Source organism: Polynucleobacter sp. MWH-Adler-W8 (assembly GCF_001889925.1).
Taxonomy (GTDB): Bacteria; Pseudomonadota; Gammaproteobacteria; order Burkholderiales; family Burkholderiaceae; genus Polynucleobacter.
Genome location: NZ_LZFI01000002.1, coordinates 139,015 through 164,891, shown reverse-complemented (window position 1 = coordinate 164,891; position 25,877 = coordinate 139,015). Strand labels below are relative to the sequence as shown.

The following is a 25,877-nucleotide window of genomic DNA, read 5'->3' as shown; positions in this document are numbered from 1 at the left end:
ACCCAAAGCCCTCATCTTCATTTGGCAATGTGGGCAAGTAAGGCCATCCCATTCTGACAAGTGGCTGCTTGAGTGGCAGGAAGTGCAAATTGGCGGCATACTGATTTCAGTATTGATACTACCTGAGTGGGCTACCGTATACGTATCTATAGCTGCACAAGATTTGCAGACCATCGCCACTCTAGACGAATGCAGTCCAAGCTCTCTACCAATACCGCTAATGCATTCAAACTTACAAGAGCGGCATTGAAATTTATACCTAGCCATGGCTTTTAGCTCTTTTTAGACTGAAGGGCCAGACGTTTCATGTGAGCATCTTGGATGAGTAGTTGCCTTTCTTGATTGGCCACCCCTATTGAGATCTTTTTAGCAATGAGGTCTGCATAGACGGTGTCAATATTCTTAAAAAATTCGTTATAAAGGGATGTCATTTCAGGCGTTAACCCCTCTAGCGCAATAGGACGACATGTATTGGCTTCGGACAAATAATTCGCTAATGCCTTGGCCTGCTGATCTGTCAACTTATCAGTCGAACTAAAGAGTGCTTTTGCGTAGGGATTATTTCTAGTAACAGATATGATCTGACTATCAACCAATAAAGCATCTGTACTTTGGTTGCTTTTAATAATGCAGTCGTTGAGTCGCTTTGCTACATCCGCAGAATGCACTGGGACTCCTTTTGAAATTGGCGCAGATCCATTGACAACTTGTGCGGAGTTTAGGGGGGCATTATTTACGGCACAACCACCCAAGAGGGTAATAAACAATAGGCTTAATTTAAATATATTTTTCATAGTTTTAACCGATCCATTTATTGATAGACAAAATCAGCGCGGCGATTTTCTTTAAAAGCCGCTTCGGTTTGCGCTGAATTGACTGGCTTTTCTTTCCCAAAGCTGACTGCCTCAATTTGAAGCTCACTCACCCCTTGGGCTAACAATGCCTTCTTAACAGCCTCTGAGCGTTTCTGACCTAAAGCCAAGTTGTACTCGGCCGTCCCGCGATCATCCGTATTGCCTTGAATAATCATCGATATTTTTTGCTTGGGCGAAGACTTTAAATATGAAGCGTGAGCAGAGATGGTGGAAACGTACTTCGGATCAACGGTATAGCTATCAAACTCAAAATAAATCGATCGCTTGCCATACACGCTAGACTTAGGATCGCTAATCGGATCATAAGAGGAAGAGCTATTAGCGTTGACAGTGGCTACATTATTAGCATCATCTAATTTAACGCTACTGCATGCTGAAACAAATAGAATAAGAATTGCCAATGGCAATGCCTTTAGAAACTGATACATGGTGTGATTCCCCATCAATGGCTGCGATAGCAGCCAATAAGCAAAAAAGAGGACGCTATTAAGACGCCTCCTACCTAATAAAATTAGGCTTAAGCTTTGGGAGGTTTAAATGCTGAATCCGGGAAGTTTTGAGTAAATAAAACTTGACTTGTTACTAGGAATTTAAACTCGGATATCAATGGTAAATAAACAGTAATACCAATATCGCTGATATACGCAGTGACATGGCTCATTAAAAATAGAGTGTGAGACTGCTGCTCCCCATCTGCAGGCCCATTACTATGACGACCTTGATCGGAGATATGACTAGCAAATGAAGTGTGATGCATTTGGATGCGCTCAATAGCAGTATCAATAAAGATGCTACTAGCCGCTACCTTAAAAGATATCAAGAAGAGGCAAATAAGAATCGTGAGAGATCTTTTGTGAGATTGCATAAATATCATTTTATACCCAAATATTAGGCTAAATGCTGGGTATGCTTTAAGGCTGCTTTTGAGCCACCAAGCCCAATAAAGCAGACATTCCAGTATGTCTTGGACCTTCGGACAATTCTTTCTCATAAGAGCAAAGCTCTAGGATCTGCAAGTCTTTCGCTAGATCAGATATGAGCTCTTCTGTATAGAGGTGCTCAATAAGAGATGGACCACCTGTCTTGTATTCGAGTTGCTTAGGTGTGTATCCCTGCAGAATAAAGATCCCACCGGGTTTAAGCGTCTCGTAAACTTTTTGAAAAATGCGTTCACGCATTGGTGCATCGGCAAACTGGATAAAGATAGCTACAACTGCATCATAAGCATTGGGATGCCAAGCAAAGCTGTCTGTGTCTGAGAATGAATACTCAACTTTGACCTGATTCTCTCTGGCAAACTGATTTGCCTTGGATAAGGCAATATCAGACGCATCAAAACCAATAACTTGCATTCCCTGCTTCGCCAACCAAACACCATTGCGCCCTTCGCCGTCGGCGATACAAAGAACTTTATTGTTTGGCTTGAGATATTGAAGGGTTTTCTCAACCAAATATTCATTGGGCTCTTTTCCAAAAATGAACTCTTCTTTATTGAAGCGTTCATTCCAGAATTGAGTAGCGTCCGAGAAACCCATGGGCCTATCCTGGTGGACTTGATTATTTTTTGAGTCCGCCAACGAGGTCGCTCTTCAAATCGATGATATTTTCAAGACCAACTGCAATACGCACTAGGCCGTCAGTGATTCCGGCGGCTTGGCGAGCTTCAGGCGTTACACGACAATGCGTTGTGGTTGCGGGATGGGTAATCGTTGTGCGCGTATCACCCAAGTTTGCGGTAATAGAACAAAGCTTGGTTTGATTGATGAGTTTGAATACAGCTCTCTTCCCACCCTTTAGGGTGAAAGACAGGATGGCACCACCCGCCTTTTGCTGGCGCATTGCCAAAGCGTGTTGTGGGTGTGATTTGAGGCCAGGATGATACACACGCTCCACGCGCGGCTGCTTCTCAAGCCATTGAGACAAGGCAAGCGCATTAGCACTCTGCTGCTTCATGCGCAGTTCTAAAGTCTCTAGACCTTTTAGAAATACCCAAGCATTAAATGCTGAGAGTGTTGGTCCTGCAGTGCGCACGTACGGGAACACTTTACCCATGACAAAATCATTGCTGCCCACAATTGCACCGCCAACTACTCGGCCCTGACCATCTAAATACTTCGTTGCCGAATGAATGACTACATCAGCACCCAGTGCTAATGGCTTTTGTAAGGCTGGGGTGCAGAAGCAGTTATCCACAGCAAATAATGCGCCTGCTTTTTTGGCAATCTTCGAAATTGCTTTGATATCTGCAATCTCGGTCAAGGGGTTGGATGGCGTTTCCAAATAAAAGAGTTTAGTGTTCGGCTGGACAGCGGCCTGCCATGACTTAGTATCAGCCAAATCCACATAGGTCGTAGTTATTCCAAACCGACCCAAGATATTAGTAAACAATTGAATTGTTGCACCAAATACCGAGCGCGAGCAAGCGACATGATCGCCCGCTTGTAAATGGGCCATCGCCATTGTCAGAATGGCTGACATTCCAGAGGCAGTAGCAATACAAGCTTCGCCACCCTCAAGGGCAGCCAAGCGATCTTGAAACATGCTGACCGTTGGATTGGTAAAGCGTGAATAGATGAAACCTTGATCTGCATGGGCAAAGCCATCGGCAGCCAATTCAGCACTATCAAAGCAAAAGCTAGACGTGAGAAACATTGCCTCTGAATGTTCTTGATATTCAGCGGTACGACGAGTACCAGCGCGAACCGCTAAGGTCTCAAGCGCTAGTTTAGAAAAATCAGGCTTTTTACGTGTGGTTTTACTCTTCATACTGCTATTTTGACACCGAATTGTGGAATTGCCTCGAGTGAGGCAATTTCCTGTCGCTTTTTAGTCTTCAGTAGCCAAATGCAGATGGAGTTGGGAACGGGCGAAATCACTGGAATCACGCTGACGATCGGCCTTGGCGGCAGAAGAATTACGCTGTGCCTCTAAGGCATCCAAATAAGATTCATTAATATCGCCAGTGATGTAATGACCATCAAAACAAGAAGCTTCAAAGTTCTGAATATTAGGATTGATATCCCTCACCGCCTGCTTCATATCTTCAACACTTTGATAGATTAGCTGATCTGCACCAATCATCTTATTAATCTCTTCATCGGTACGGCCATAAGCGACCAACTCACTACGCGTTGGCATATCGATGCCATATACATTCGGGAAGCGAACTGGTGGCGCGGCAGATGCAAAAATCACCTTCTTAGCACCAGACTCGCGCGCCATTTGTACGATCTCAAATGAGGTTGTACCGCGCACAATTGAGTCGTCAATGATCAAAACTGTTTTGTCTTTAAATTCAACATGCATAGCATTAAGTTTCTGACGAACAGACTTCTTACGCATCGCTTGACCAGGCATGATAAAGGTGCGACCGATATAACGGTTCTTAAAAAAGCCTTCGCGATAATCTACGCCTAAGTTCTTAGCTACCTGCATCGCAGCAGGACGGCTCGAATCCGGAATTGGCATGACTACATCAATCTCAGAAACATCAGTCTCTTTGCGAATCTTTTCAGCTAAGTAATCACCCATCCGCATGCGTACGTTGTAAACGGTAACACCATCAATAGTGGAGTCTGGTCTAGCCATGTAGACGTATTCAAAGATGCAAGGCGTCAGAACTGCATTCGCTACGCACTGACGGGTGTAGAAGTTGCCATCTAAATCAATGTAGATCGCTTCGCCAGGATTCACGTCACGAACAAAGGTAAAGCCAAGACCCTCTAGGGCCACGGACTCAGATGCCACCATCCACTCCGGACCTTGCGGTGTATCAATACGACCAATACACAGTGGACGAATACCAAACGGATCGCGGAAGGCTAATAAGCCGTATCCCGCAATCAAAGAAACTACTGCATAGGAGCCCTTAACACGACTAGCTACACCAGTAACTGCATTAAACATAGCAGCTTCATCTAAAGCGGCGCTGTTGGTCTCTTTTTGGAGTTCATCAGCCAATACGTTTAACAGTACCTCAGTATCCGAGCTGGTATTAATATGGCGACGGTCACGGTAAGCCATCTCTACGCGCAGACTCGGCGCATTTGTGAGATTACCGTTGTGTGCCAAGATAATTCCGTAAGGAGCGCTAACGTAAAACGGCTGCGCCTCTTCTTCGCTACTAGCGGAACCAGCAGTTGGGTAGCGCACTTGACCGATGCCAGCATTACCTACCAAGCTGCGCATATTACGAGTTCTAAAAACATCTCGTACCAAGCCATTCGCTTTATGCATCGTGAACGAATTACCATTCATGGTGGCGATACCAGCCGCATCTTGACCGCGATGTTGCAAGAGCAACAAAGCATCGTAGAGAAGTTGATTTACTGGGGAGTGGGAAACAGTTCCGACGACGCCGCACATATCTCTAGATTCCTATTGTTAATTTAGGAGTAATGGTAGGGGTAACTTTGGGCACTGCATCACTCAATTGCTTTGCCCAATCAGCTGGTAACCAGCCTTTAATTAATCCAGTAGCCACATCAATGGCTGGTCTGGTGATGGCATTTTTCCACGCCATACTTTGCGGGATAGGTGTTAAGGCAGCAAGAGTAGCAAGCACCAACACAATCAAACCACCGCGCAACAATCCAAATACCAAACCTAAAAATCGATCGGTCAAGCTCAAGCCCGCTGACAATATGATCTTTTGCACCACTCCACCGAACAATCCACAGATGACTAGCGTTAATACAAATAGAATCAACCAACTTAAACCAAGACTCAATAACTCATCGAGATGGAAAGTTGAGAGCCACTCAGTTGAGAGATAGTTGCTGTAGTGATATGCAACCCAAGCGGCAACAAACCATGATGCTAGTGCGAGAACTTCTTTAAATAGGCCACGCGAGATACCCACCAATGCAGATGCCAAGAGTACGACTAGGGTGAAGTAATCCACCGATGTTAACTTTAAGGTGGATAAGTATTCCATTACTGCTTACCAGTCTCGACAAGATTTGGGGTCAAGCCCATTGCTTTAATTTTCTTTTGTGCCGCCTCACCCGCATCCTTGTCGGTGAATGGACCAGCACGGAGGAGAAAAAGCCTAGTTCCATCGGGACGTGTTTTATTTAAAACGTAACTTGGAATCTTTTGGCTTTTAAGCTTTGCTACCAATGCTTTTACGTTATCTTCTGATGCGAATGCACCAATCTGAACTACGTATTTACCGGAACCATTTGAGCTAGTACTAGGCGCACTTGGTTTGCTCACATCATCTACTTTGGGTTTTGCAGCAGAAGCAGCCACTACTTCCTCGCCAGCAGCCAATCCCAAAGCAGGCGGTTTGCTGACTGCAGGTGCAGACTTAGCTTCTACTTTTGATTCTAGCTTGGGCTCAGGCTTTGGTTCGGCCTTAGTTTCTGCTTTAGCCTCTGGGGCAGGTGCAACTACCTTAGTAGCCTCAGCTGGAACATCCGCTTTAGGCTTTTCTTCCGCCTTTGCTTCTGGTTTTGTTTCGGCTCCCGGCATTGGTAGGCTCGTTACGATATTGACAGCAATATCGTTTGGCGCTGGCTTTGGCTTGCTATCCAAAATACGGGGCAATCCCACCACTGCAATGAGCACTAATACAGCAGCGCCAATTAAACGATGGCGTGCTCTTTGTTGTTCTGGATCTTCTGTGAGAGCGAGCTCTTCAGCCTCGACTGCGCGTTGGAAACTGCGAGGGGCTGGACGTTTGCTTGCGCGACGCCCTACTGAACCTAATTCAAGGTCATCAGTCTGTGTTTTTCGCTTAAAAAAGCTCGGTAAACGAATCATGGATCAATGCGCCTGGTTGTTTCGATAAGCCATTACACCGGCAACGGTATAGAAGGATCCGAAGATGACAATTCTATCACCCTCACCAGCCACAGATAGCGCTTTTTGATACGCTGAGGCAGGATTTTCAAAGATTTCGATACCACCGTCAGCGCCATTCTTGGGCTTAACCCCCAAGGCTTCAAGCTTATCAGCCAAAGCCTTTCCTGAGGCAGCTCTTGGGGTTGGTAAATCGGTGCAAAACCAGAAATCCACGATATTGATGAGGGGCTTAATCACCCCCTCAATATCCTTATCGGCCATAGCCCCAAAAATGGCATACGTGTAGGGGTGGTAACCCATTTTATCTAGACCTTGGCCAAGGGTAGCTGCTGCGTGGGGATTATGGGCAACATCCAACACCACTGTAGGCTGACCTGGAAGCACCTGAAAGCGCCCCGGCAATTCCACCAGGGCAAAGCCATTACGAATATCTTGCGCACTTACTGGAAGACGCTGGTGTAAAGCCATCAGGGCAGCAATAACTGCCGATGCATTCAGAATCTGATTGGCGCCACGCAATGCGGGGTAGCCGAGTCCGCTAAAGCGTTTTTTTCGCCCTGCCCAACCCCATTGTTGCTTATCACCCTGGAAGTTATAGTCCCGCCCTTGCAACCAGAGATCACATCCGAGCTTTTCAGCATAGTCGATAAGGGATTGCGGCGGCATGGGATCACCACAAACAGCGATATGGCCAGGGCGGAAGATGCCAGCTTTTTCCAAGCCAATTGCTTCACGCGTACCACCTAGAAAGTCGGCATGATCAATATCAATACTAGTCACAATCGCGCAGTCTGCATCGACGATATTGACGGCGTCTAATCGCCCACCCATTCCAACCTCAAGCACTACTGCATCTAAATTCGAAGTTGCAAACAAATGCATGATTGCTAAAGTAGTGAACTCAAAATACGTCAACGTGGGGGCATCAACCAGACTCACACGGGCTTTTTCTACTGCAGCAAAGTGCTCTAGCAAAATAGCGTCTTTCACCTCTTCACCATTCACACGAGCGCGCTCATTAAAGCTCAGTAAGTGCGGCGATGTATGACAACCTACGCGATAGCCAGACGAAAGCAAGATGCTTTCTAAGAAGGCACAGGTTGAGCCTTTGCCATTAGTTCCGGCAACGGTGATAACAGGACAGTCGAAGTGAAGATCTAGCGCTGCTTTGACACGATTGATACGCTCAAGCCCCATATCGATGCCCACAGGGTGGGCTGTTTCGAGGTGACTAAGCCAGGCCTCGAGGCTAGTAAACAGAATTGGGGCTTGGTGTGCAGTGCTCAAGCGCTTAAACGGCTGAGCTACCCGCGATTGCAGGTTCAGGAAGTTTTTGCAGCAATGCAAGTAAACGCGCAATTTCACTACGCATTTGGCGACGATCCACAATCATGTCGATACCACCCTTTTGCATCAAGAATTCTGAGCGCTGGAAACCTTCTGGCAATTTTTCACGCACAGTTTGTTCGATCACGCGAGGACCAGCAAAACCGATCAAGGCTTTTGGCTCTGCCATCACGACGTCACCCATAAAAGCAAAGCTGGCAGAAATACCGCCCATGGTGGGGTCGGTTAGAACGCTGATGTAAGGCAAGCCTTTTTTAGATAGCAAGGTCAACATAGAATTGGTCTTAGCCATCTGGAATAAAGACAGTAAGCTCTCTTGCATGCGTGCGCCACCAGTAGCGGTGACGCAGATAAACGCGCATTTCTTGTTAATGGCTTCTTGAACTCCCCGAGCAAAACGCTCGCCTACCACTGAACCCATTGAGCCGCCCATGTACTGAAATTCAAAGCAGGCAGCAACTACGGGAATGGTTTCAATTTTTCCACCCATCACAATCAAGGCCTCTGATTCACCAGAAGCATCATTTGCTTCTTTAATGCGGTCTGGATATTTCTTGGAGTCTTTAAATTTCAGGGGATCGGTTGGATAAATATCAGCACCGATTTCATAGCGACCTTTTGGATCCAGCAAACTATCCAAACGTTGACGCGCACCGATACGCATGTGATGACTGCATTTTGGACAAACTGATAAATTAGCTTCGATGTCAGTGCTGTAGAGAACAGTTTCACAACTTGGGCATTTAACCCACAAACCCTCCGGCACTGATTTGCGATTGGCAGGATCAGTATGTTGAATTTGGGGTGGGAGTAATTTATCTATCCAGCTCATTAGTTTTAACTATCCAATGCGTCGCGAATCTCACGAATGAAGGTTTCCAATGATTGTACTGCCTGCCCTGGGGGTGCATCCTCCAAAAGACGAATGATTCGACTACCAATTACTACTGCATCAGCACTGGTAGATACCGCCTTGGCGCTGGCAGCATCGCTAATACCGAAGCCTACAGCAATCGGAATATCGGTCTCCTCGCGGATTTTAGGAATGATGCTTGCCACATCCTGCGTATTGAGATGGGATGCCCCAGTGACTCCTCGCATGGAGACGTAATAGATATAACCAGAAGCAATTTTGGCAGCCTCTTTAATGCGCTCATTTGATGAAGTTGGCGCCAATAAGAAAATAGGATCAATTCCGGCAACCCGCATATGTGCAGCAAAATCAACGCACTCCTCTGGGGGGTAATCTACGATTAAAACTCCGTCTACACCTGCTGCCTTAGCTTCTGTTGCAAAGCGCTCTGCTCCCATTTGTTCAACCGGATTTGCATAACCCATGAGCACTACTGGAGTGCTTGTATCTTGTTTGCGAAACTCTTTAACCATCTCCAAACAAGAGTGCAATGTGACGCCATGAGTCAATGCACGCTCGGATGATCTCTGAATAACCGGGCCATCAGCCATCGGATCAGAGAATGGCACACCCAACTCAATCACACTTGATCCACCACGAACTAAAGCGTGCATCAATTCAACAGTCTGCTTTGGATCAGGGTCACCCGCAGTAATAAAAGGAATCAATCCTTTTTTACCTGTAGCTTTTAACTCTTTAAAGAGTGCAGTAATTTTTGACATACGATTTCTTAACCTTCTGATCCTGTTGCTTGTGCAACGGTATGCATGTCTTTATCTCCACGGCCTGAGAGGTTAACCAAGATGGTCTTGTCTTTGGGTAAGGTCTTAGCAAGCTTGCAGGCATAAGCGATGGCATGCGAAGACTCCAATGCAGGAATGATCCCTTCAATTTGACAGCAATCATGGAAGGCTTTTAGGGCCTCTTCGTCAGTAATGGCGACATAGTCAGCACGGCCAGAATCTTTTAACCAGGCATGCTCAGGGCCAACACCGGGGTAGTCCATACCAGCAGAAACAGAATGGGTTTCTGAAATCTGACCATTCTCATCTTGTAATAAGTAGGTACGATTGCCATGCAGTACGCCTGGCTTACCAACGCACAGTGCCGCAGAATGTAAACCGCTACCAAGACCATGTCCGGCAGCTTCAACACCGACCAATTTCACTTCTGGGAAATCAATGTATGGATAGAAGATACCCATCGCGTTTGAGCCACCACCAACGCAAGCCAACACAAAGTCAGGTTGACGACCCGTCATCTCTGGCATTTGCACTTTGCACTCTTCACCAATCACGCTTTGAAAATCTCTCACCATCATCGGATAAGGATGTGGTCCTGCGACAGTACCAATAATGTAAAAAGTGTTATCCACATTGGTTACCCAATCGCGCATCGCTTCATTCAAGGCATCTTTTAATGTCTTAGTGCCAGACTCGACGGGAACCACTTTAGCGCCCAGTAATTTCATACGAAATACGTTTTGCGCCTGACGGGCAACATCCACAGAGCCTTGATAGACCGTGCAATCTAAACCGAAACGAGCGCAAATGGTTGCTGTGGCAACGCCATGCTGCCCCGCCCCTGTCTCCGCAATAATGCGTGGCTTACCCATCCGCTTAGCCAGCATCGCCTGGCCGATCACGTTATTAATCTTATGTGCACCCGTATGATTTAAATCTTCGCGCTTGAGATAGATCTGCGCACCGCCGAGCATTTCACTCCAACGCTTAGCGTGATACACCGGTGATGGACGTCCAACGAAGTGCTTAAGCTCGTAATGGAACTCTTCAATAAATTCTGGATCATGTTGATATTTTGCATAGGCTTCTTTGAGCTCATCTAATGCATACATCAATGTCTCAGAAACAAACACGCCGCCGTAGGGACCGAAGTGTCCTCGTGCATCTGGCTTGTCGTACATAGCTACCTCTTTTGATTTATTTACAGCAAATTATTAGGATGATGCTTTGGCATCTGCCGCGCGCACTGCTTTTACAAAGTCAGTCATGAGCGCAGGATCTTTAACACCCCTGCTGCTTTCGACGCCACTAGAGACGTCAACCGCGCAAGGATGCAGACGAGCAATAGCCTCGCCCACGTTGTGCGCGTTCAATCCACCACTCAAAACGACCCGAGGCGCGTTTTCGCTTACCCATGTCTGCGGAATTCCTTGCCAATCAAAAGGAACGCCTCCGCCACCATATCCCTCAACGAGGGCATCCAGCAGAAAAGCGTTTGCATCCCTGTATTGTAGGGAAAATTCATCAAAAGCGAAGTCCGAACCAACGCGTGCAGCCTTCATCCAAGGCTCGCCTTGGGCTAATTGAGCGCATCTTTCAGGGGTCTCATCCCCATGAAACTGCCACAAAGTAATCGAAGCGGCCCTACGGATGGCAGCAAACTCCTCATCTGTTGGATTAACAACCAGTCCAACGGCATCCACCCCTGCTGGTAGCCTAGAAATAAGCTGGGCAGCGATATTGGGGGTTACAGCCCGAACGCTGGGAGGATAAAAGACAAACCCAACAGCATCGACCCCAGCCAAAACGGCTGCATCTACGTCTGCCGAGGTCTTTAAACCGCAGATTTTGACTCGGGTTCGCCCTTTAGAGTGTGTCAGTAAGCCCATAAATGAATGATAAAGCTTTAGGGATTCATGATCTTGGCAGGAAGCCAAGAGTTCTCTAGCCATGGATCAGGGATAGCAAACTCCTCGGGATAATCGATTTTGGCCAAATATAAGCCATCCGGCATGAAAGTAGGCGCAGCCAGTTTGCGATCTTTAGCAGCCAATAGTTCCGCCATCCACTCTGGCTTTTGTTTTTCCCGGCCGATCTGCAAAAAGCAGCCTACGAGATTGCGCACCATGTGATGCAAGAATGCATTGCCCCGAAACCGAAAATATAACCAAGGCTCAGCAGAGATGATGTCAATGCCATACATGGTTTTGACTGGCGTCTTACTTTGGCACTCTGAAGATCTAAAGGCAGAGAAGTCGTGCTCCCCAATCAGACATTGGGCAGCTTGTTTCATGGCATCAATATCAAACCATTGATCCGGTGGCAGCATGACATAACCTGCGCGGGTGCTGGCGATTGGCGAACGGCATGGGCCTGCATGTAATGCATAAATATAGGTTCGTTCAAATGCAGAAAAGCGAGCGCTAAATTCATCAGAAACTGGTTTAGCCCAATTCACCACGATTGAATCTGGCAAAAAAGAGTTCACTCCCCTCACCCAAGAAAAATCTTCACGTTCAACATTGGTATCGAAATGAACTACTTGGCCTAAGGCATGAACACCAGTATCCGTCCTACCAGCAGTGATAGTGTGTACTGGAGAGCTTTTAGCTTCTTCTCCAATAAATGCAGTGATGGCTTTTTCCAGCTCTGCTTGAACGGTATTGTGATTATGCTGAACCTGCCAACCAGCATAGGGACTACCGTCGTATTGAAGGCCGAGCGCTATACGCATCGCTTAACCTTAAGCCTGTCGATGGGAGAGCTCGGACAATAAGGCTTGTGCTTCAACTGTAATTGTCGGATCTACTGAGTGACTAACGCGAATGACTTCTTCCAAGGATTTTTTAGCCGCTGAGAAGTCTTCAATCGTGATGTAGGCACGCGCCAAGTTTAGTTTTACACGCAGGGTATCAGCCAACGGGTTGCTCTCGGTAGCGGGAATCAATTGAGCAACTGCTGCAGGCACTTCTTTGGCGGGTTTTGAAAGATCCAAATCGATGCTGGCAAAAAGTGCTTTAGTGCGCTCCGGGATTTCAAATGCACTGGCTGATGATGAAGTCGTAGCTTTAGCCGCTGCTGGCGCCGACCCCTCAAACACAGAAGCTTCTGAGCGACGCGCATTGCGGGCTAATGCCCATAGCAACAAACCAGTTAAAGTAATCAGCCCGATAGCCAATATGGCCGGTCCAAATCCACCCAAGCCAAAATTGTTATCAACCGCTTTTTTCTCTTTGGTTTTATTTAAGAGACTTTGTAAGTCAGCAATATTCTTTTCAAGCTCAGCAACGCGGGCTTTAGCTTGCTCTAATTCTTTTTCTTGAGCTACTAAGTTTTCGGTATAGCGGCGTTCTTGCTCATTGCCTTCTGCGCTAGAGCCAATCTTAAGACGATCCTTTGCACTCGACTCGGTAGCTGGAGAAGCGCCAGATTTAGAGGGATTAGCACTTTGACCTTTGTCAGCTTTTCCACCCTGTTCAGAGCGCCATTGTTCATTTGCTTCAGCAACAAACTGATTGGCCTCCACTGGGCTAATCGAACGCAACAGCGCTTGACTAGGTTTATTCAATTCTGCGCCAGCAGCTAAACGGTTAATGCTGCCACTAGCAAAGGCATCAGGATTCGCCCTGTATAGCGCCATGATGGTTTGATCGAGTGTTGCTCCCTCTAACTGAGGAGTCATGAGCGCCGCAATCTCAGATAAAGTCTGCCCAGGTTTGACCACCACCTTCTGAGCATCGCCAATCAATAAGGTAAAGGTTTTGGTAATACTGCCACTAGACCAATTTAGATTTACTAGCACATCCAAAAAAGGATCATCGCTTAGCGGCACTGCGTTCACAGTCTCTACCAGGATCATCAATTGCTCAGTACGATTGCGATAGACCATCGCCTGCGGATTGAGATCTAGAATCTTTTGCGAAACACCAAGGCGTTCATAAGAAGACTTATTTGGTAAAGAAACTTTGAGCGACTCTAGTGCAATCTGCTCATCTGCCGCAATGCGGATCGGAATTTCTACGCGCAGGGGCTCGCCAGGGCGCGACTGCAGCTGAGGTGAACCCAAAGATACCGCCCATGCTGAGCAAGCCCAACTAAGCCAGATAAAGCAAAGTGCTTTGCAGAAGCTAAATTGAGCTGTACGTGACATCAAAGTGATTTAGTTTTCGAGCAAGATGCGAAGCATACGACGAAGTGGCTCAGCAGCACCCCACAGCAACTGATCGCCAACCGTAAATGCGCCAAGGTACTCAGGGCCCATTGCTAATTTATGTAGGCGACCAATAGGCACCGTCAAAGTTCCACTCACCGCTGCAGGTGATAAGTCACGCTCAGTTGTTTCGCGATCATTGGGAACTACTTTGACCCACTGGTTGTCGTTTGCCAAGATCGCTTCGATTTCCTTAAGGGGAATATCCTTCTTAAGCTTCACGGTCAGGCCTTGTGAATGGCAGCGCATCGCACCAACGCGCACGCACAATCCATCTACTGGAATACTGCCAGGCGTACGGAATGCCGGGCGACCCAAGATCTTATTGAACTCAGCACCACCCTTCCACTCTTCTTTCGTTTGACCATTCTCAACCGGTACGTCAATCCATGGAATCAAACTACCGGCCAAAGGAGTGTTACGGAAATTCTTTTTCGGGAAATCAGACGAGCGCAATGTTTCAGTCACCTTACGATCGATATCCAAAATCCATGAGGAAGGATCTGCCAGTTCAGTGGCTACGCTGTCACGCAAGGCGCCCATTTGCAGGAGCAACTCACGCATATTCTGTGCGCCAGCACCAGATGCTGCCTGATAAGTCATGGCACTAATCCACTCAACCATGTCGGCCTTTACCAGGCCGCCCATCGCAATCATCATCAAGCTGACAGTGCAGTTACTGCCGATCCAGTTCTTGCCACCAGCAGCCAAGGCTTTATCAATTACCGGACGGTTCACAGGGTCCAGAATTAATACGGCGTCCTCTTTCATGCGTAAGGAGCTTGCAGCATCAATCCAGTGACCATTCCAACCAGCTGCGCGCAACTTAGGGAAGATGTCATTGGTGTAGTCGCCACCTTGGCAAGTCAGAATAATGTCGCAACGGGACAATGCTTTGATGTCATTCGCGTCCTGTAAGCTGCTTTCGCTCTTGCTTACTTTCTGACCATTGAGCAAAGGCACTTCACCACCTGCTTGGCTGGTACTAAAAAATACAGGCTCGATTAAATCGAAATCCTTTTCAGCAAGCATGCGCTCCATGAGCACGCTACCAACCATGCCGCGCCAACCGACTAAGCCTACCAATGGTGTTTTTGTATTTGCCATGATTTAACTATCTAGTAAATTTTGAACTATGTAATATTTCTATAAATTTTTTACGCAAGGGCTGCTACTACCGCATCACCCATTTGTACCGTGGTGACCTTTTTCGTTCCTTCGGTATAAATGTCAGCCGTTCGCAAGCCTTGTGTCAATACTTTTTGCACGGCCTTTTCAATACGATCAGCCTCTGCAGGCATTCCCAAGGAATAACGTAGCATCATTGCCGCCGATAAGATAGTAGCCAAAGGGTTCGCAATCCCTTTACCAGCGATGTCTGGTGCTGAACCATGACTTGGCTCATATAAGCCTTTATTGTTCTTATCCAATGAGGCTGATGGCAACATACCAATCGAGCCTGTAAGCATTGCCGCTTCGTCGGACAAAATATCACCAAAGAGGTTACCTGTGACAACGACGTCAAAAGCCTTAGGTGCCTTAACCAATTGCATCGCAGCGTTATCCACATACATATGGGATAACTCCACATCTGGATAGTCTTTAGATACGCGAATCATCACTTCACGCCATAACTGAGAAGTCTCTAATACGTTAGCTTTATCAACGCTACATACTTTTTTGCCACGCTTACGTGCCGCTTCAAACGCAACATGAGCAATGCGTTCTACTTCCGGCTCGCTGTAGTGCATTGTGTCAAAGCCTTCTCGTGCACCTTTGAATAGCGGTAACTCGGATGTACGAATTCCACGTGGCTGACCAAAGTAAATATCTCCGTTCAATTCACGTACGATCAAAATATCTAAGCCGCCAATAATTTCAGGCTTTAAGCTTGAAGCTGCAGTGAGCTCTGGATAGCAAATTGCTGGACGGAAGTTTGCAAACAGCTCTAAGTGTTTACGCAAACCTAAGATAGCTTGTTCTGGACGTAGTTCACGAGCAAGCGTGTCATATTTCCAATCACCTACTGCACCAAACAAAATAGCATCGGCCTTTTTAGCCAACTCCAAAGTTGCTGGCGGCAATGGATGACCAGCTACGTCGTATGCAGCACCGCCCACCGGGGCTTCCTCTAAATCAAACTTTGGGCCCAAGGCCTGAAGTACGCGAACGGCTTGAGCAACGATTTCCGGGCCGATTCCATCGCCCGGGAGAACTGCAATTTTCATGAAAGGCCCTTAAATCAACAAATTACGGCAATTGTGTCGTAAGCCAAGGCATTTTGAGGATGCGCTCGGCTTCATAAGCCTTAATTTTATCTGCATGGCGCAGAGTTAAGCCAATATCGTCCAAGCCATTCAGAAGGCAATACTTCCTAAATGGGGCTACATCGAAGCTATAGGCAGCGCCTTCAGGGGTAATGACTTGTTGTGCACCTAGATCAACCGTCAACTGATACCCACTAAATGCCATGGTTTCGTTAAAAAGGTGATCTACCTGCAATTCTGTCAAAACGATCGGTAAAACACCGTTTTTGAAACAGTTGTTATAGAAAATATCGGCAAAACTAGGGGCAATCACCGCTCTAAAGCCGAACTGATCTAGAGCCCAAGGAGCATGCTCACGTGAACTACCACAGCCAAAATTCTTGCGGGCTAAGAGAATGCCTGCGCCTTTATAGCGAGGCTGATTGAGTACAAAGTCCGGGTTAATAGGTCGAGTACTGCAATCTTGACCAGGCTCGCCGTGGTCTAAGTAGCGCCACTCATCAAACAGGTTTTGACCAAACCCTGTTTTCTTGATCGACTTCAAAAATTGCTTAGGGATGATGGCGTCGGTATCCACGTTCTCGCGATTAAGCGGAGCAACCAAACCTTTGTATACCGTAAATTTTTCCATGATTCTGAACTCTATTTTTATTTCACAGGAGTAACAACAACGTCTTTACCCTTAGTTTGAGATTGATTCTGCTGAGTAGAGTTCGCTCCCGATCCACCCATCGCGTTACCCATGGTCTGCAAGTCTTTACCCATGCCTTCCATAGTGCTGCTACAAGCAGCAATGATCAAACCTGCAACACCAACAATAGTTAATTTTGCAATTAAAGATACTGAAGAAAATTTCATCTTGCTTACCTTTAAGAAATCTTACGAACGTCAACAAAGTGGCCTTCAATCGCAGCGGCAGCAGCCATCGCTGGACTTACTAAGTGCGTGCGACCACCATTACCTTGGCGACCTTCAAAGTTACGATTAGAAGTTGAAGCGCAACGCTCGCCTGGCTCCAAACGATCAGCATTCATTGCCAGACACATTGAGCAACCCGGCTCACGCCATTCAAAGCCTGCGGCCTTAAAGATGCGATCTAGACCTTCTCGCTCTGCTTGGGCTTTAACTAAACCAGAGCCAGGAACCACTAATGCCAACTTGACATTAGCTGCAACCCTTTTACCAATGCGATCTACCACTTTCGCTGCAGCGCGAATATCTTCAATCCGGCTATTAGTACAGGAACCAATAAATACTTTGTCTACCGAGATGCTGCTAAGCGGGGTATTTGGAGTGAGGTTCATATATTCCAGAGCCCGCTCCATTGCTGAACGTTTATTGGGATCACGCTCTTTTTCTGGATCAGGTACACGATCACTGATCGAGAGCACCATCTCTGGTGAAGTACCCCAAGTCACTTGAGGTGCGATTTCTTCTGCACGCAATTCCACTACAGCATCAAATTTGGCATCTGCATCAGAATGCAATGTTCTCCAATACTGCAAAGCCTGCAATAGTGCTGGGCCCTTAGGTGCATATGGACGACCTTGGATGTACTCAATAGTAGTTTCATCTACAGCAACCAATCCTGCGCGAGCACCCGCTTCAATTGCCATATTGCACAGGGTCATGCGACCTTCCATGGTGAGATTCCGAATGGCCTCACCAGCGAACTCAATGGTGTAGCCAGTACCACCCGCCGTACCAATCTTACCGATCACAGCCAAGACAATATCTTTTGCTGTAGAACCTGGTTGCAAACGACCATCTACCCGCACCAACATGTTCTTACTCTTTTTCATGAGCAAAGTTTGCGTTGCTAATACGTGCTCAACCTCAGAGGTACCAATACCAAATGCCAAGGCACCAAATGCACCATGGGTGCTGGTGTGAGAGTCTCCACAAACCACGGTCATACCAGGGAGAGTTGCGCCCTGCTCTGGGCCTATGACATGAACGATCCCTTGACGGGTATCGTTCATTTTGTATTGCGTAATACCAAAGGCATCGCAATTTTGATCCAAGGTATCTACTTGCAACTTGGAGATAGGATCAGCAATACCTCCAGAGCGATCGGTTGTAGGGACGTTATGGTCAGATACCGCCAAGTTGGCAGAGATACGCCAAACTGGACGGCCAGCCAAATTCAAACCTTCGAATGCTTGAGGGCTGGTTACCTCATGCAACAACTGACGGTCAATATAGATTGTGGCTGTGCCATCCTCTTCGGAGTAAACAACGTGGTCATCCCACAATTTGTCATAAAGCGTACGAGACATGAGTGACCTTAAAACCTTTATTTACGAACGGTGATGTTAGGAACCTTGCGTGAAGTCTCGCCAACATATAGCTGACGTGGACGACCAATCTTGTACTCTGGATCAGTAATCATTTCTTCCCACTGAGCAATCCAACCTACTGTTCTTGCCAGTGCAAAAATACAGGTGAACATTTCTGTTGGGATACCTAAAGCACGTTGCACGATACCAGAGTAGAAGTCTACGTTTGGATAGAGCTTACGGCTTACAAAATAGTCGTCCTCTAAAGCAATCTTCTCAAGAGTCATGGCCAACTTGAACAATGGATCATCTTGGAGACCCAGTTCATTCAATACTTCGTAGCAGGTTTCACGCATCAACTTTGCACGCGGGTCAAAGTTTTTATAAACGCGGTGTCCAAAGCCCATCAAGCGAACGCTTGAGTTCTTATCTTTTACTTGAGCGATAAATTCATGAATCTTATCTACGCCGCCATTCGCTTGAATCTCATTCAACATCTGCAAGCAGGCTTCATTTGCACCACCGTGAGCTGGGCCCCAGAGGCAAGCAATACCAGCAGAGATCGCTGCAAAAGGATTGGTGCCTGATGAACCACACAGACGCACAGTTGAAGTGGAAGCATTTTGCTCATGATCTGCATGCAATGTAAAGATGCGATCCAAAGCACGAACCAATACTGGATTTACTTTGTACTCTTCACATGGTGTTGCAAACATCATGCGCATAAAGTTAGCGGTGTATGACAAAGAGTTATCAGGATAGATAAATGGTTGACCTACAGAATATTTATAAGCCATCGCAACCAAAGTTGGCATCTTCGCAATCAAACGAATTTGCGCTACTTCGCGGGCTTTAGGCTGGCTGTAGTCAATCGCATCATGGTAGAAGGCTGCCATCGCACCAACCAAGCCAGTCAATACCGACATTGGATGTGCATCGCGACGGAAACCACGCAAGAAAAATTGCATTTGCTCATGAACCATCGTGTGGTGCATGACCATTTCTTCAAAGTCTTTTTTCTCTGTGGCATTTGGCAAGTCGCCATTGATCAAGAGGTAGCAAACTTCCAAGAAGTCACAGTTATTAGCTAAATCTTCAATTGGGTAGCCGCGATAGAGCAACTCACCCTTATCGCCATCGATGTAGGTAATTTTGCTATTGCATGATGCTGTAGATAAGAAGCCTGAGTCGTAAGTGAACTTACCAGTCTGACCATAGAGCTTACGAATGTCGATTACATCAGGACCCACTGTCCCTTTATAAATTGGCAGATCAATATCTGGAGTTCCATCCGAAAACGAGAGTTTTGCTTTGATGTCCGATTCAATCATTTCTAATCCTTAGTCATTCAAAAATATGATTAATACACTATTCGCTCATGCACCTATACAACTACTGCACCAAAATACTGAATTACTTCTCTCTCAGCCTTTGTAAAACCATCTTGAAAGAGTCTGTTTGCATCTCTTTCTCCAGGCTGGCTACAGAATCTTTACGACCAATCAATAAATCCATCAAGTCGTTGTCATCTAAAGCTAATAACTGGCTTAAAACCTTTCCATCTTCTACGCTTAATTGAGTGCCGTAACGCTCAAAGAAACGCTGCAGAATTAAATCGTTCTCTAGCAAGCCCCTACGAGCATCACTCTTTAAACGATATAACTCTGCATTGCCGAGGGTCATACTGCCCTACGAACCATCAACTCCTTGATCTTGCCAATTGCCTTCGTTGGGTTCAAGTGCTTAGGACATACGTCCACGCAATTCATGATGGTGTGGCAACGGAACAAGCGGTATGGGTCTTCCAAATTATCCAAGCGCTGATTGGTATCTTCATCACGGCTATCCGCAATAAAGCGATAAGCCTGCAATAATCCAGCTGGGCCAACGAACTTGTCTGGATTCCACCAGAAAGATGGGCATGAAGTTGAGCATGATGCGCACAAGATGCACTCATACAAGCCATTCAACTCTTCACGCTCTTCAGGACTCTGGAGACGCTCTTTTTCAGGAGGAGGATTGTCATTTACCAAGTAAGGCTTGATTGACAAATACTGCTTGAAGAACAAAGTCATGTCGACGATCAAATCACGCACTACTGGCAAGCCAGGCAATGGGCGCAATGTGATGACCTTAGGCAAAGTCAACATATTGGTCAAACAAGCCAAACCATTTTTACCGTTGATGTTCATTGCATCTGAACCGCACACGCCTTCACGGCATGAGCGACGATAAGAAATCGACTCATCTTGCTTCTTCAAAGAAATCAAAGCGTCCAACAACATACGCTCACCAGTGAGTTCTAACTCATAACGTTGCATGCGTGGAGCAGCATCGACATCTGGATCGTAGCGGTAAATTTCGAATATACGGATATCACTCATCTTCTATCTCTTTTGCTTAGAAAGTACGTTCTTTAGGAGGGAAGGACTCAACAGTGAGAGGCTTCAAGACAACTGGCTTGTAAGAAAGCTTATTTCCCTCGCTGTACCAAAGGGTGTGCTTCATCCAATTCTCATCATCGCGCTCTTGGTGGTCATCATGCGAATGTGCACCACGACTCTCTTTACGAGCTGCAGCAGAAATCATGGTTGCATTTGCAGTCTCGACTAAGTTAGCCACTTCCAAAGCCTCAATACGAGCCGTATTGAAAATCTCGGATTTATCTTTAACCCATAAGTGCTTAGCGCGCTCTGTCAATTTAGCCATTTGACGAACGCCTTCATCCATCAACTCTTGATTACGGAACACACCAGCATATTTCTGCATGCACTTGCGAATGTCGTTTGCAACGTCTTGCGCGTACTCGCCTGAAGTGGAATTATCCAACTTCGCAATACGCTCCAATGTTTGCTCACCAGCATTCGCAGGCAAGGGCTTGAACTCTCGATTCTTAAGATCAAGGCCAACAATGTGGTTACCAGCTGCGCGACCGAATACCAAGAGGTCGAGCAATGAGTTAGTGCCCAAGCGGTTCGCGCCGTGGACAGAAACGCATGAGCACTCGCCAATTGCATACAAGCCATTAACAATTTCATTATGGATGCCGTTTGCCGGAACAACCACTTGACCATTAATGTTCGTAGGAATACCACCCATCTGATAGTGAATCGTTGGGACTACTGGAATCGGTTCTTTAGTGACATCAACGTTTGCAAAGTTAATGCCAATCTCATAAACAGAAGGCAAACGTTTCATGATGGTCTCAGCACCAATGTGTGTCAAATCGAGCACAACATAGTCACCATTAGGGCCGCAACCGCGCCCTTCTTTAATTTCCTGGTCCATACAGCGGGATACGAAATCGCGTGGGGCCAAATCTTTATAGGTTGGCGCATAACGTTCCATGAAACGCTCGCCATCTTTATTACGCAAGATACCGCCTTCACCGCGGCAACCTTCTGTCAACAACACACCCGCACCAGCAACGCCAGTTGGGTGAAATTGCCAGAACTCCATATCTTCCAATGGAATACCTGCGCGAGCTGCTAGGCCCATACCGTCGCCGGTATTAATAAACGCGTTTGTTGATGCATCCCAAATACGGCCCGCACCACCAGTTGCCAACATCACAATCTTGGCTTCCAAGATATAAACCTGGCCTGTTTCCATTTCGAGAGCAGTAACACCAACAACATCACCTGCATCATCACGAATCAAATCGAGCGCTAACCACTCAACGAAGAAGTTTGTTTTAGCGCGCACGTTACGTTGATACAAGGTATGCAACATGGCATGGCCAGTACGGTCAGCAGCAGCACAAGCACGTTGCACAGGCTTCTCGCCATAGTTTGCTGTGTGGCCACCGAATGGACGCTGATAAATCGTGCCATCTGGATTACGGTCAAATGGCATGCCGAAGTGCTCTAACTCATAAACGACTTTTGGAGCTTCGCGACACATGAACTCGATCACGTCTTGGTCACCCAACCAGTCAGATCCCTTGATGGTGTCATAGAAGTGATAGTGCCAATTGTCTTCACTCATATTGCCTAATGAAGCACCGATACCACCTTGGGCGGCAACTGTATGTGAACGTGTTGGGAATACCTTAGTTAGTACAGCAACATTCAAGCCGGCTTCAGCCAACTGCAATGATGCGCGCATACCGGAACCACCTGCCCCAATAATCACCGCATCAAAACGGCGGCGTGGCAATGATTTTTTAATTGCAGTCATCGAATTACACTTTCCACAAAATTTGCACGGCATAGGCCGCACAGGCTACGAGATACAAAACAGTTAACACTTGGAGTGTTAAGCGAATGCTGACGGGCTTGATGTAATCCATCCAGATATCACGGATACCAATCCAGGCGTGATAGAACAGACTGATAAACGCCAAGAGCGTCAACAACTTCATGAATTGGTTGCTGAACAAAGCAGACCAGCCTTCATAAGTAGCGCTGCCAGTAATGCAATAGTCCACTAACAAAACAATCGTAAATACCACCATCACTATCGCGGTAACGCGCTGGATGATCCATTCTTTAAGGCCGTAGTGCGCGCCTACAACTAAGCGCTTTGGTCCAATTTGATAAATAGGCATGAAATTTCCTTAAATGATGTGCGCTTAGTACACGCCGAATAATTTGAGACCCACTACAGCAGTCAAAGCCAAGCCGAGGAACAAAACAAAAATGGCTGAACGATTTGCTTCAGACTTCTCAACGCCGATTTCTAAATCGAGCAAGAGGTAACGGATACCAGCACAGAAGTGGTGCAAGAAACACCAAATCAAACCGAGACAAATAATCTTGACCAAAATATTGCCAGTGAAAGCTTGGAATTTTTGGTAGCTCAGCTCAGATGCAAGACTCTGATCGAAGAGATACAAAATAAATGGCAGCAAGAGGAACATCGCTGCCCCGCTAATGCGGTGAAGAATTGACACTTTACCGGCCCAAGGAAGGCGGTATTTAATCAACTGGGCAAGACCAATATTTCGGTAAACCGGTCTATCTTTTTTTACATTTTGCTGTGAATCAACCATGGGCAATCTCTATCTTTAGGTGGAGGTTCATTGTGGTTTTGTTGTATCGCAACATATTCTATTGGAAACCTTAGGGCTGGTGGGGATTTTTACGGGTTTATAGGGGTTTAATAGGGGTTTTAACGGATATGTTCATCAACGCACTTAGTTCAATTTGTTTTCGTAATGCTGCTTTGAAGTGTCGTATCTAGCGTGACGAATTTCTACTGGTTTATCCCCGTAGGTGAAAGCCACCCGTTCTACAGAAAGGAGTGGCGCACCCTCTTCCAGATGAAGGTGTTTTGCCAGCATTTCATCGGCAGCTATAGCCTTAATTTTTTCTTCTGCGCGCACCATGTGAGTGGCATATTGCCCCTCATAAAAGGCATACATGGGACCGTGCCAAGCATTGAGAACCTCGAGGTCTAAACCCTTAAAACGGGAGCCAGGCAAAAATATCTCTTCAAAAACAATAGGTTTGCCCGCAAAACTCTGAACCCTGTCAATATGAATAATCGAGTCGCCTGCCTTTAATTTGAGCAATTCGGCCACGTAAGCGCTTGCTTTAGTCTTTTCACAGGTCAAAAATTGATTGGTCAGGTGAAATTTCTCACCAGAATCCGGGGCTAATCGTAAAAAACGATATTGCCAGTCGTCTTCTTGATGGGTGGCGACAAAGGTGCCCTTCCCTTGGCGGCGAACCAGTAAATTTTGGGCGGCCAGCTCATCAATGGCTTTGCGGACAGTGCCTTGACTCACGGCATAACGGGCTGCGAGCTCCATTTCACTCGGAATAGCCATCCCCGGAAGCCATTCCGAGGCTTGCAAACTAGCCAAAATCATCGCCTTGATCTGTTCGTACAGAGGGCTAAATGAGGCAACAGGCAAATTCACATCAGACAAATTAACTCCAGGCCGTGTCAATTGGATAAAATTCAGGGTAATTCTAGTCTTATATAAGACATCATTGACAGTGTAAAGCTAAAGTCCCTACACTTGAATGGATAATAGAAAAGTTTTCTTTATTTAACCCAATTAACCTTCCTTTGGAGTTCTCAGTAATGGCAAAAGCCCCAATGCGTGTCGCTGTAACCGGTGCAGCCGGTCAAATCGGATATTCCCTTCTATTCCGCATCGCCAATGGCGACCTGCTGGGCAAAGATCAGCCCGTCATCCTGCAATTGCTTGAGATTCCTGATGAAAAAGCTCAAAAAGCCTTAACTGGCGTCATGATGGAGTTGGAAGACTGCGCATTCCCGCTATTGGCAGGTATGTCAGCACACTCTGACCCAATGACCGCTTTTAAAGATATCGACGTTGCCCTTTTAGTTGGCGCACGTCCACGCGGTCCTGGCATGGAGCGTAAAGACTTGCTCTCCGCTAACGCACAAATTTTCACAGCTCAAGGCAAGGCATTAAATGCAGTTGCTAAGAAGACTGTAAAAGTATTGGTTGTTGGTAACCCAGCAAATACCAATGCTTACATCGCCATGAAATCTGCTCCAGATATTCCTGCGAAGAATTTCACAGCAATGCTGCGCCTGGATCACAACCGCGCACTCTCACAATTGGCTAGCAAGTTGAACAAGCCGGTAGCTGATATTGAGAAATTGGTTGTATGGGGTAACCATAGCCCAACAATGTACCCAGACTATCGCTTTGCAACGATCGATGGCAAGTCTGTCAAAGACTCTATCAACGATGCAGCCTGGAACAAAGATGTATTTATTCCAACTGTTGGTAAGCGTGGCGCAGCCATCATTGAAGCCCGTGGGCTGTCTTCTGCAGCTTCTGCAGCGAATGCGGCAATTGACCATATTCATGATTGGGTTCTCGGCACTAACGGTAAGTGGGTAACGATGGGTATTCCTTCTAAAGGCGAATACGACATTCCTGCTGAAGTGATTTATGGCTTCCCAGTTGTTTGCGAAAACGGTGAATACAAAATGATCGAAGGTTTAGAGATCGATGCATTCTCCCGCGAGCGCATGACCCACACCCTGAATGAGTTACTCGAAGAGCAAGCTGGCGTTAAGCACTTGCTCTCATAAGGAAAACTAGATGAAGAAAAACCTTCTCGCCATTAGCCTTGTGCTTGCTAGCGCTTTAGGCGCTGCAAATGCATTTGCTGATGAGGAAGCATTTACTTGGACCTGTCAAGAAAGCAAGCAGTTCAAAACTACTGGCTCAACTGAAAAGATCCGCCTAACTTGGGAATCCAAAACGTATGATTTGGATCGCCAAACTTCATTGCCGGGCAGTCTCCGTTACAAAAATACCAACTCTGGTTTCGACCTAGTGGTGTTGGGTAACAAAGCAATGTTATTTAACATTAAAGCGGGTGTACGTCTTGCCGATTTTTGCCAAACAGCAGATATGAAATCTGGTAAGTTGCCACACCTGTTTGCTGGCACGGAACCATTCGTGCAGAATTAATTTCTCACACTGCATCAAATAAAAAAG

At 46.5% G+C, this 25,877-nt stretch carries 29 protein-coding genes; 2 read left to right on the top strand and 27 right to left on the bottom strand.

What is annotated here, in order from left to right; genetic code table 11:
- Nucleotides 1-272 precede the first annotated feature (272 nt).
- From AOC28_RS01620 to AOC28_RS01490, 27 genes are all read right to left on the bottom strand, one after another.
- Nucleotides 273-794 (bottom strand): hypothetical protein, encoded by a 522-nt coding sequence (locus AOC28_RS01620; protein WP_072582258.1) that lies wholly within the window; start codon nt 792-794, stop codon nt 273-275.
- Nucleotides 795-811: 17 nt separating this feature from the next.
- Entirely contained in the window at nt 812-1,303 is a 492-nt protein-coding gene (pal, locus tag AOC28_RS01615; protein WP_083393493.1) for a peptidoglycan-associated lipoprotein Pal, read from the bottom strand.
- 89 nt (nt 1,304-1,392) lie between these two features.
- On the bottom strand, nt 1,393-1,740 hold the full coding sequence (locus tag AOC28_RS01610) for a hypothetical protein (RefSeq protein ID WP_143143855.1): 348 nt from the start codon (nt 1,738-1,740) through the stop codon (nt 1,393-1,395).
- A gap of 46 nt (nt 1,741-1,786) precedes the next feature.
- On the bottom strand, nt 1,787-2,410 hold the full coding sequence (locus AOC28_RS01605) for a class I SAM-dependent methyltransferase (RefSeq protein ID WP_072582256.1): 624 nt from the start codon (nt 2,408-2,410) through the stop codon (nt 1,787-1,789).
- 22 nt (nt 2,411-2,432) lie between these two features.
- Entirely contained in the window at nt 2,433-3,641 is a 1,209-nt protein-coding gene (locus AOC28_RS01600) for an O-succinylhomoserine sulfhydrylase (protein ID WP_072582255.1), read from the bottom strand.
- 60 nt (nt 3,642-3,701) lie between these two features.
- Entirely contained in the window at nt 3,702-5,240 is a 1,539-nt protein-coding gene (gene purF, locus AOC28_RS01595; protein WP_072582254.1) for an amidophosphoribosyltransferase, read from the bottom strand.
- A 4-nt stretch (nt 5,241-5,244) separates the two neighbouring features.
- Nucleotides 5,245-5,811 carry a CvpA family protein gene (locus AOC28_RS01590; RefSeq protein ID WP_072582253.1) on the bottom strand — a complete coding sequence of 189 codons (567 nt, stop codon included), beginning with the start codon at nt 5,809-5,811 and terminating at the stop codon, nt 5,245-5,247.
- Complete coding sequence (locus tag AOC28_RS01585; RefSeq protein WP_072582252.1) at nt 5,811-6,641, bottom strand: SPOR domain-containing protein; 831 nt, start codon at nt 6,639-6,641, stop codon at nt 5,811-5,813. Before AOC28_RS01585 ends, AOC28_RS01590 begins: the two co-directional genes overlap by 1 nt.
- 3 nt (nt 6,642-6,644) lie before the next feature.
- Entirely contained in the window at nt 6,645-7,970 is a 1,326-nt protein-coding gene (folC, locus tag AOC28_RS01580; RefSeq protein WP_192846839.1) for a bifunctional tetrahydrofolate synthase/dihydrofolate synthase, read from the bottom strand.
- Nucleotides 7,971-7,974: 4 nt separating this feature from the next.
- Entirely contained in the window at nt 7,975-8,862 is an 888-nt protein-coding gene (accD, locus tag AOC28_RS01575; RefSeq protein ID WP_072582251.1) for an acetyl-CoA carboxylase, carboxyltransferase subunit beta, read from the bottom strand.
- A 5-nt stretch (nt 8,863-8,867) separates the two neighbouring features.
- Nucleotides 8,868-9,665 carry a tryptophan synthase subunit alpha gene (gene trpA / locus AOC28_RS01570; protein WP_072582250.1) on the bottom strand — a complete coding sequence of 266 codons (798 nt, stop codon included), beginning with the start codon at nt 9,663-9,665 and terminating at the stop codon, nt 8,868-8,870.
- 8 nt (nt 9,666-9,673) lie between these two features.
- On the bottom strand, nt 9,674-10,867 hold the full coding sequence (gene trpB / locus AOC28_RS01565) for a tryptophan synthase subunit beta (protein WP_071465577.1): 1,194 nt from the start codon (nt 10,865-10,867) through the stop codon (nt 9,674-9,676).
- Nucleotides 10,868-10,900: 33 nt separating this feature from the next.
- Entirely contained in the window at nt 10,901-11,575 is a 675-nt protein-coding gene (locus tag AOC28_RS01560) for a phosphoribosylanthranilate isomerase (protein ID WP_072582249.1), read from the bottom strand.
- Between the two features lie 17 nt (nt 11,576-11,592).
- Nucleotides 11,593-12,420 carry a tRNA pseudouridine(38-40) synthase TruA gene (gene truA, locus AOC28_RS01555; RefSeq protein ID WP_072582248.1) on the bottom strand — a complete coding sequence of 276 codons (828 nt, stop codon included), beginning with the start codon at nt 12,418-12,420 and terminating at the stop codon, nt 11,593-11,595.
- 9 nt (nt 12,421-12,429) lie between these two features.
- Nucleotides 12,430-13,836: a FimV/HubP family polar landmark protein gene (locus AOC28_RS01550; RefSeq protein WP_072582247.1), complete on the bottom strand. Its 1,407-nt coding sequence runs from the start codon at nt 13,834-13,836 to the stop codon at nt 12,430-12,432.
- Nucleotides 13,837-13,845: 9 nt separating this feature from the next.
- Nucleotides 13,846-15,003, bottom strand: a complete 1,158-nt coding sequence (gene asd / locus AOC28_RS01545) for an aspartate-semialdehyde dehydrogenase (RefSeq protein WP_072582246.1) — start codon at nt 15,001-15,003, stop codon at nt 13,846-13,848.
- Between the two features lie 50 nt (nt 15,004-15,053).
- Nucleotides 15,054-16,124 (bottom strand): 3-isopropylmalate dehydrogenase, encoded by a 1,071-nt coding sequence (gene leuB, locus AOC28_RS01540; protein WP_072582245.1) that lies wholly within the window; start codon nt 16,122-16,124, stop codon nt 15,054-15,056.
- A 22-nt stretch (nt 16,125-16,146) separates the two neighbouring features.
- A complete protein-coding gene (gene leuD / locus AOC28_RS01535; RefSeq protein ID WP_072582244.1) occupies nt 16,147-16,794 on the bottom strand; it encodes a 3-isopropylmalate dehydratase small subunit in 648 nt (215 codons plus the stop codon).
- Between the two features lie 17 nt (nt 16,795-16,811).
- Nucleotides 16,812-17,021, bottom strand: coding sequence for a hypothetical protein (locus AOC28_RS01530; RefSeq protein WP_072582243.1), 210 nt, complete (start codon nt 17,019-17,021; stop codon nt 16,812-16,814).
- 11 nt (nt 17,022-17,032) lie between these two features.
- Entirely contained in the window at nt 17,033-18,442 is a 1,410-nt protein-coding gene (leuC, locus tag AOC28_RS01525) for a 3-isopropylmalate dehydratase large subunit (RefSeq protein ID WP_072582242.1), read from the bottom strand.
- A gap of 17 nt (nt 18,443-18,459) precedes the next feature.
- Entirely contained in the window at nt 18,460-19,773 is a 1,314-nt protein-coding gene (gltA, locus tag AOC28_RS01520; protein ID WP_072582241.1) for a citrate synthase, read from the bottom strand.
- Between the two features lie 82 nt (nt 19,774-19,855).
- Nucleotides 19,856-20,125, bottom strand: a complete 270-nt coding sequence (locus tag AOC28_RS01515; RefSeq protein ID WP_072582240.1) for a succinate dehydrogenase assembly factor 2 — start codon at nt 20,123-20,125, stop codon at nt 19,856-19,858.
- Nucleotides 20,122-20,826, bottom strand: a complete 705-nt coding sequence (locus tag AOC28_RS01510) for a succinate dehydrogenase iron-sulfur subunit (protein WP_072582239.1) — start codon at nt 20,824-20,826, stop codon at nt 20,122-20,124. The genes AOC28_RS01515 and AOC28_RS01510 overlap by 4 nt, the downstream gene beginning before the upstream one ends.
- A 16-nt stretch (nt 20,827-20,842) precedes the next feature.
- Complete coding sequence (gene sdhA / locus AOC28_RS01505) at nt 20,843-22,621, bottom strand: succinate dehydrogenase flavoprotein subunit (protein ID WP_072582238.1); 1,779 nt, start codon at nt 22,619-22,621, stop codon at nt 20,843-20,845.
- A 4-nt stretch (nt 22,622-22,625) separates the two neighbouring features.
- Nucleotides 22,626-22,991, bottom strand: coding sequence for a succinate dehydrogenase, hydrophobic membrane anchor protein (gene sdhD / locus AOC28_RS01500; RefSeq protein WP_072582237.1), 366 nt, complete (start codon nt 22,989-22,991; stop codon nt 22,626-22,628).
- A gap of 24 nt (nt 22,992-23,015) precedes the next feature.
- Nucleotides 23,016-23,435, bottom strand: coding sequence for a succinate dehydrogenase, cytochrome b556 subunit (sdhC, locus tag AOC28_RS01495; RefSeq protein WP_072582236.1), 420 nt, complete (start codon nt 23,433-23,435; stop codon nt 23,016-23,018).
- Between the two features lie 144 nt (nt 23,436-23,579).
- Complete coding sequence (locus AOC28_RS01490; RefSeq protein WP_237767722.1) at nt 23,580-24,308, bottom strand: GntR family transcriptional regulator; 729 nt, start codon at nt 24,306-24,308, stop codon at nt 23,580-23,582.
- 167 nt (nt 24,309-24,475) lie between these two features.
- Between AOC28_RS01490 and AOC28_RS01485 the strand changes: the two genes are divergently transcribed.
- Nucleotides 24,476-25,465, top strand: a complete 990-nt coding sequence (locus AOC28_RS01485) for a malate dehydrogenase (RefSeq protein WP_072582234.1) — start codon at nt 24,476-24,478, stop codon at nt 25,463-25,465.
- 10 nt (nt 25,466-25,475) lie between these two features.
- A complete protein-coding gene (locus AOC28_RS01480; protein ID WP_072582233.1) occupies nt 25,476-25,850 on the top strand; it encodes a hypothetical protein in 375 nt (124 codons plus the stop codon).
- Nucleotides 25,851-25,877 lie beyond the last annotated feature (27 nt).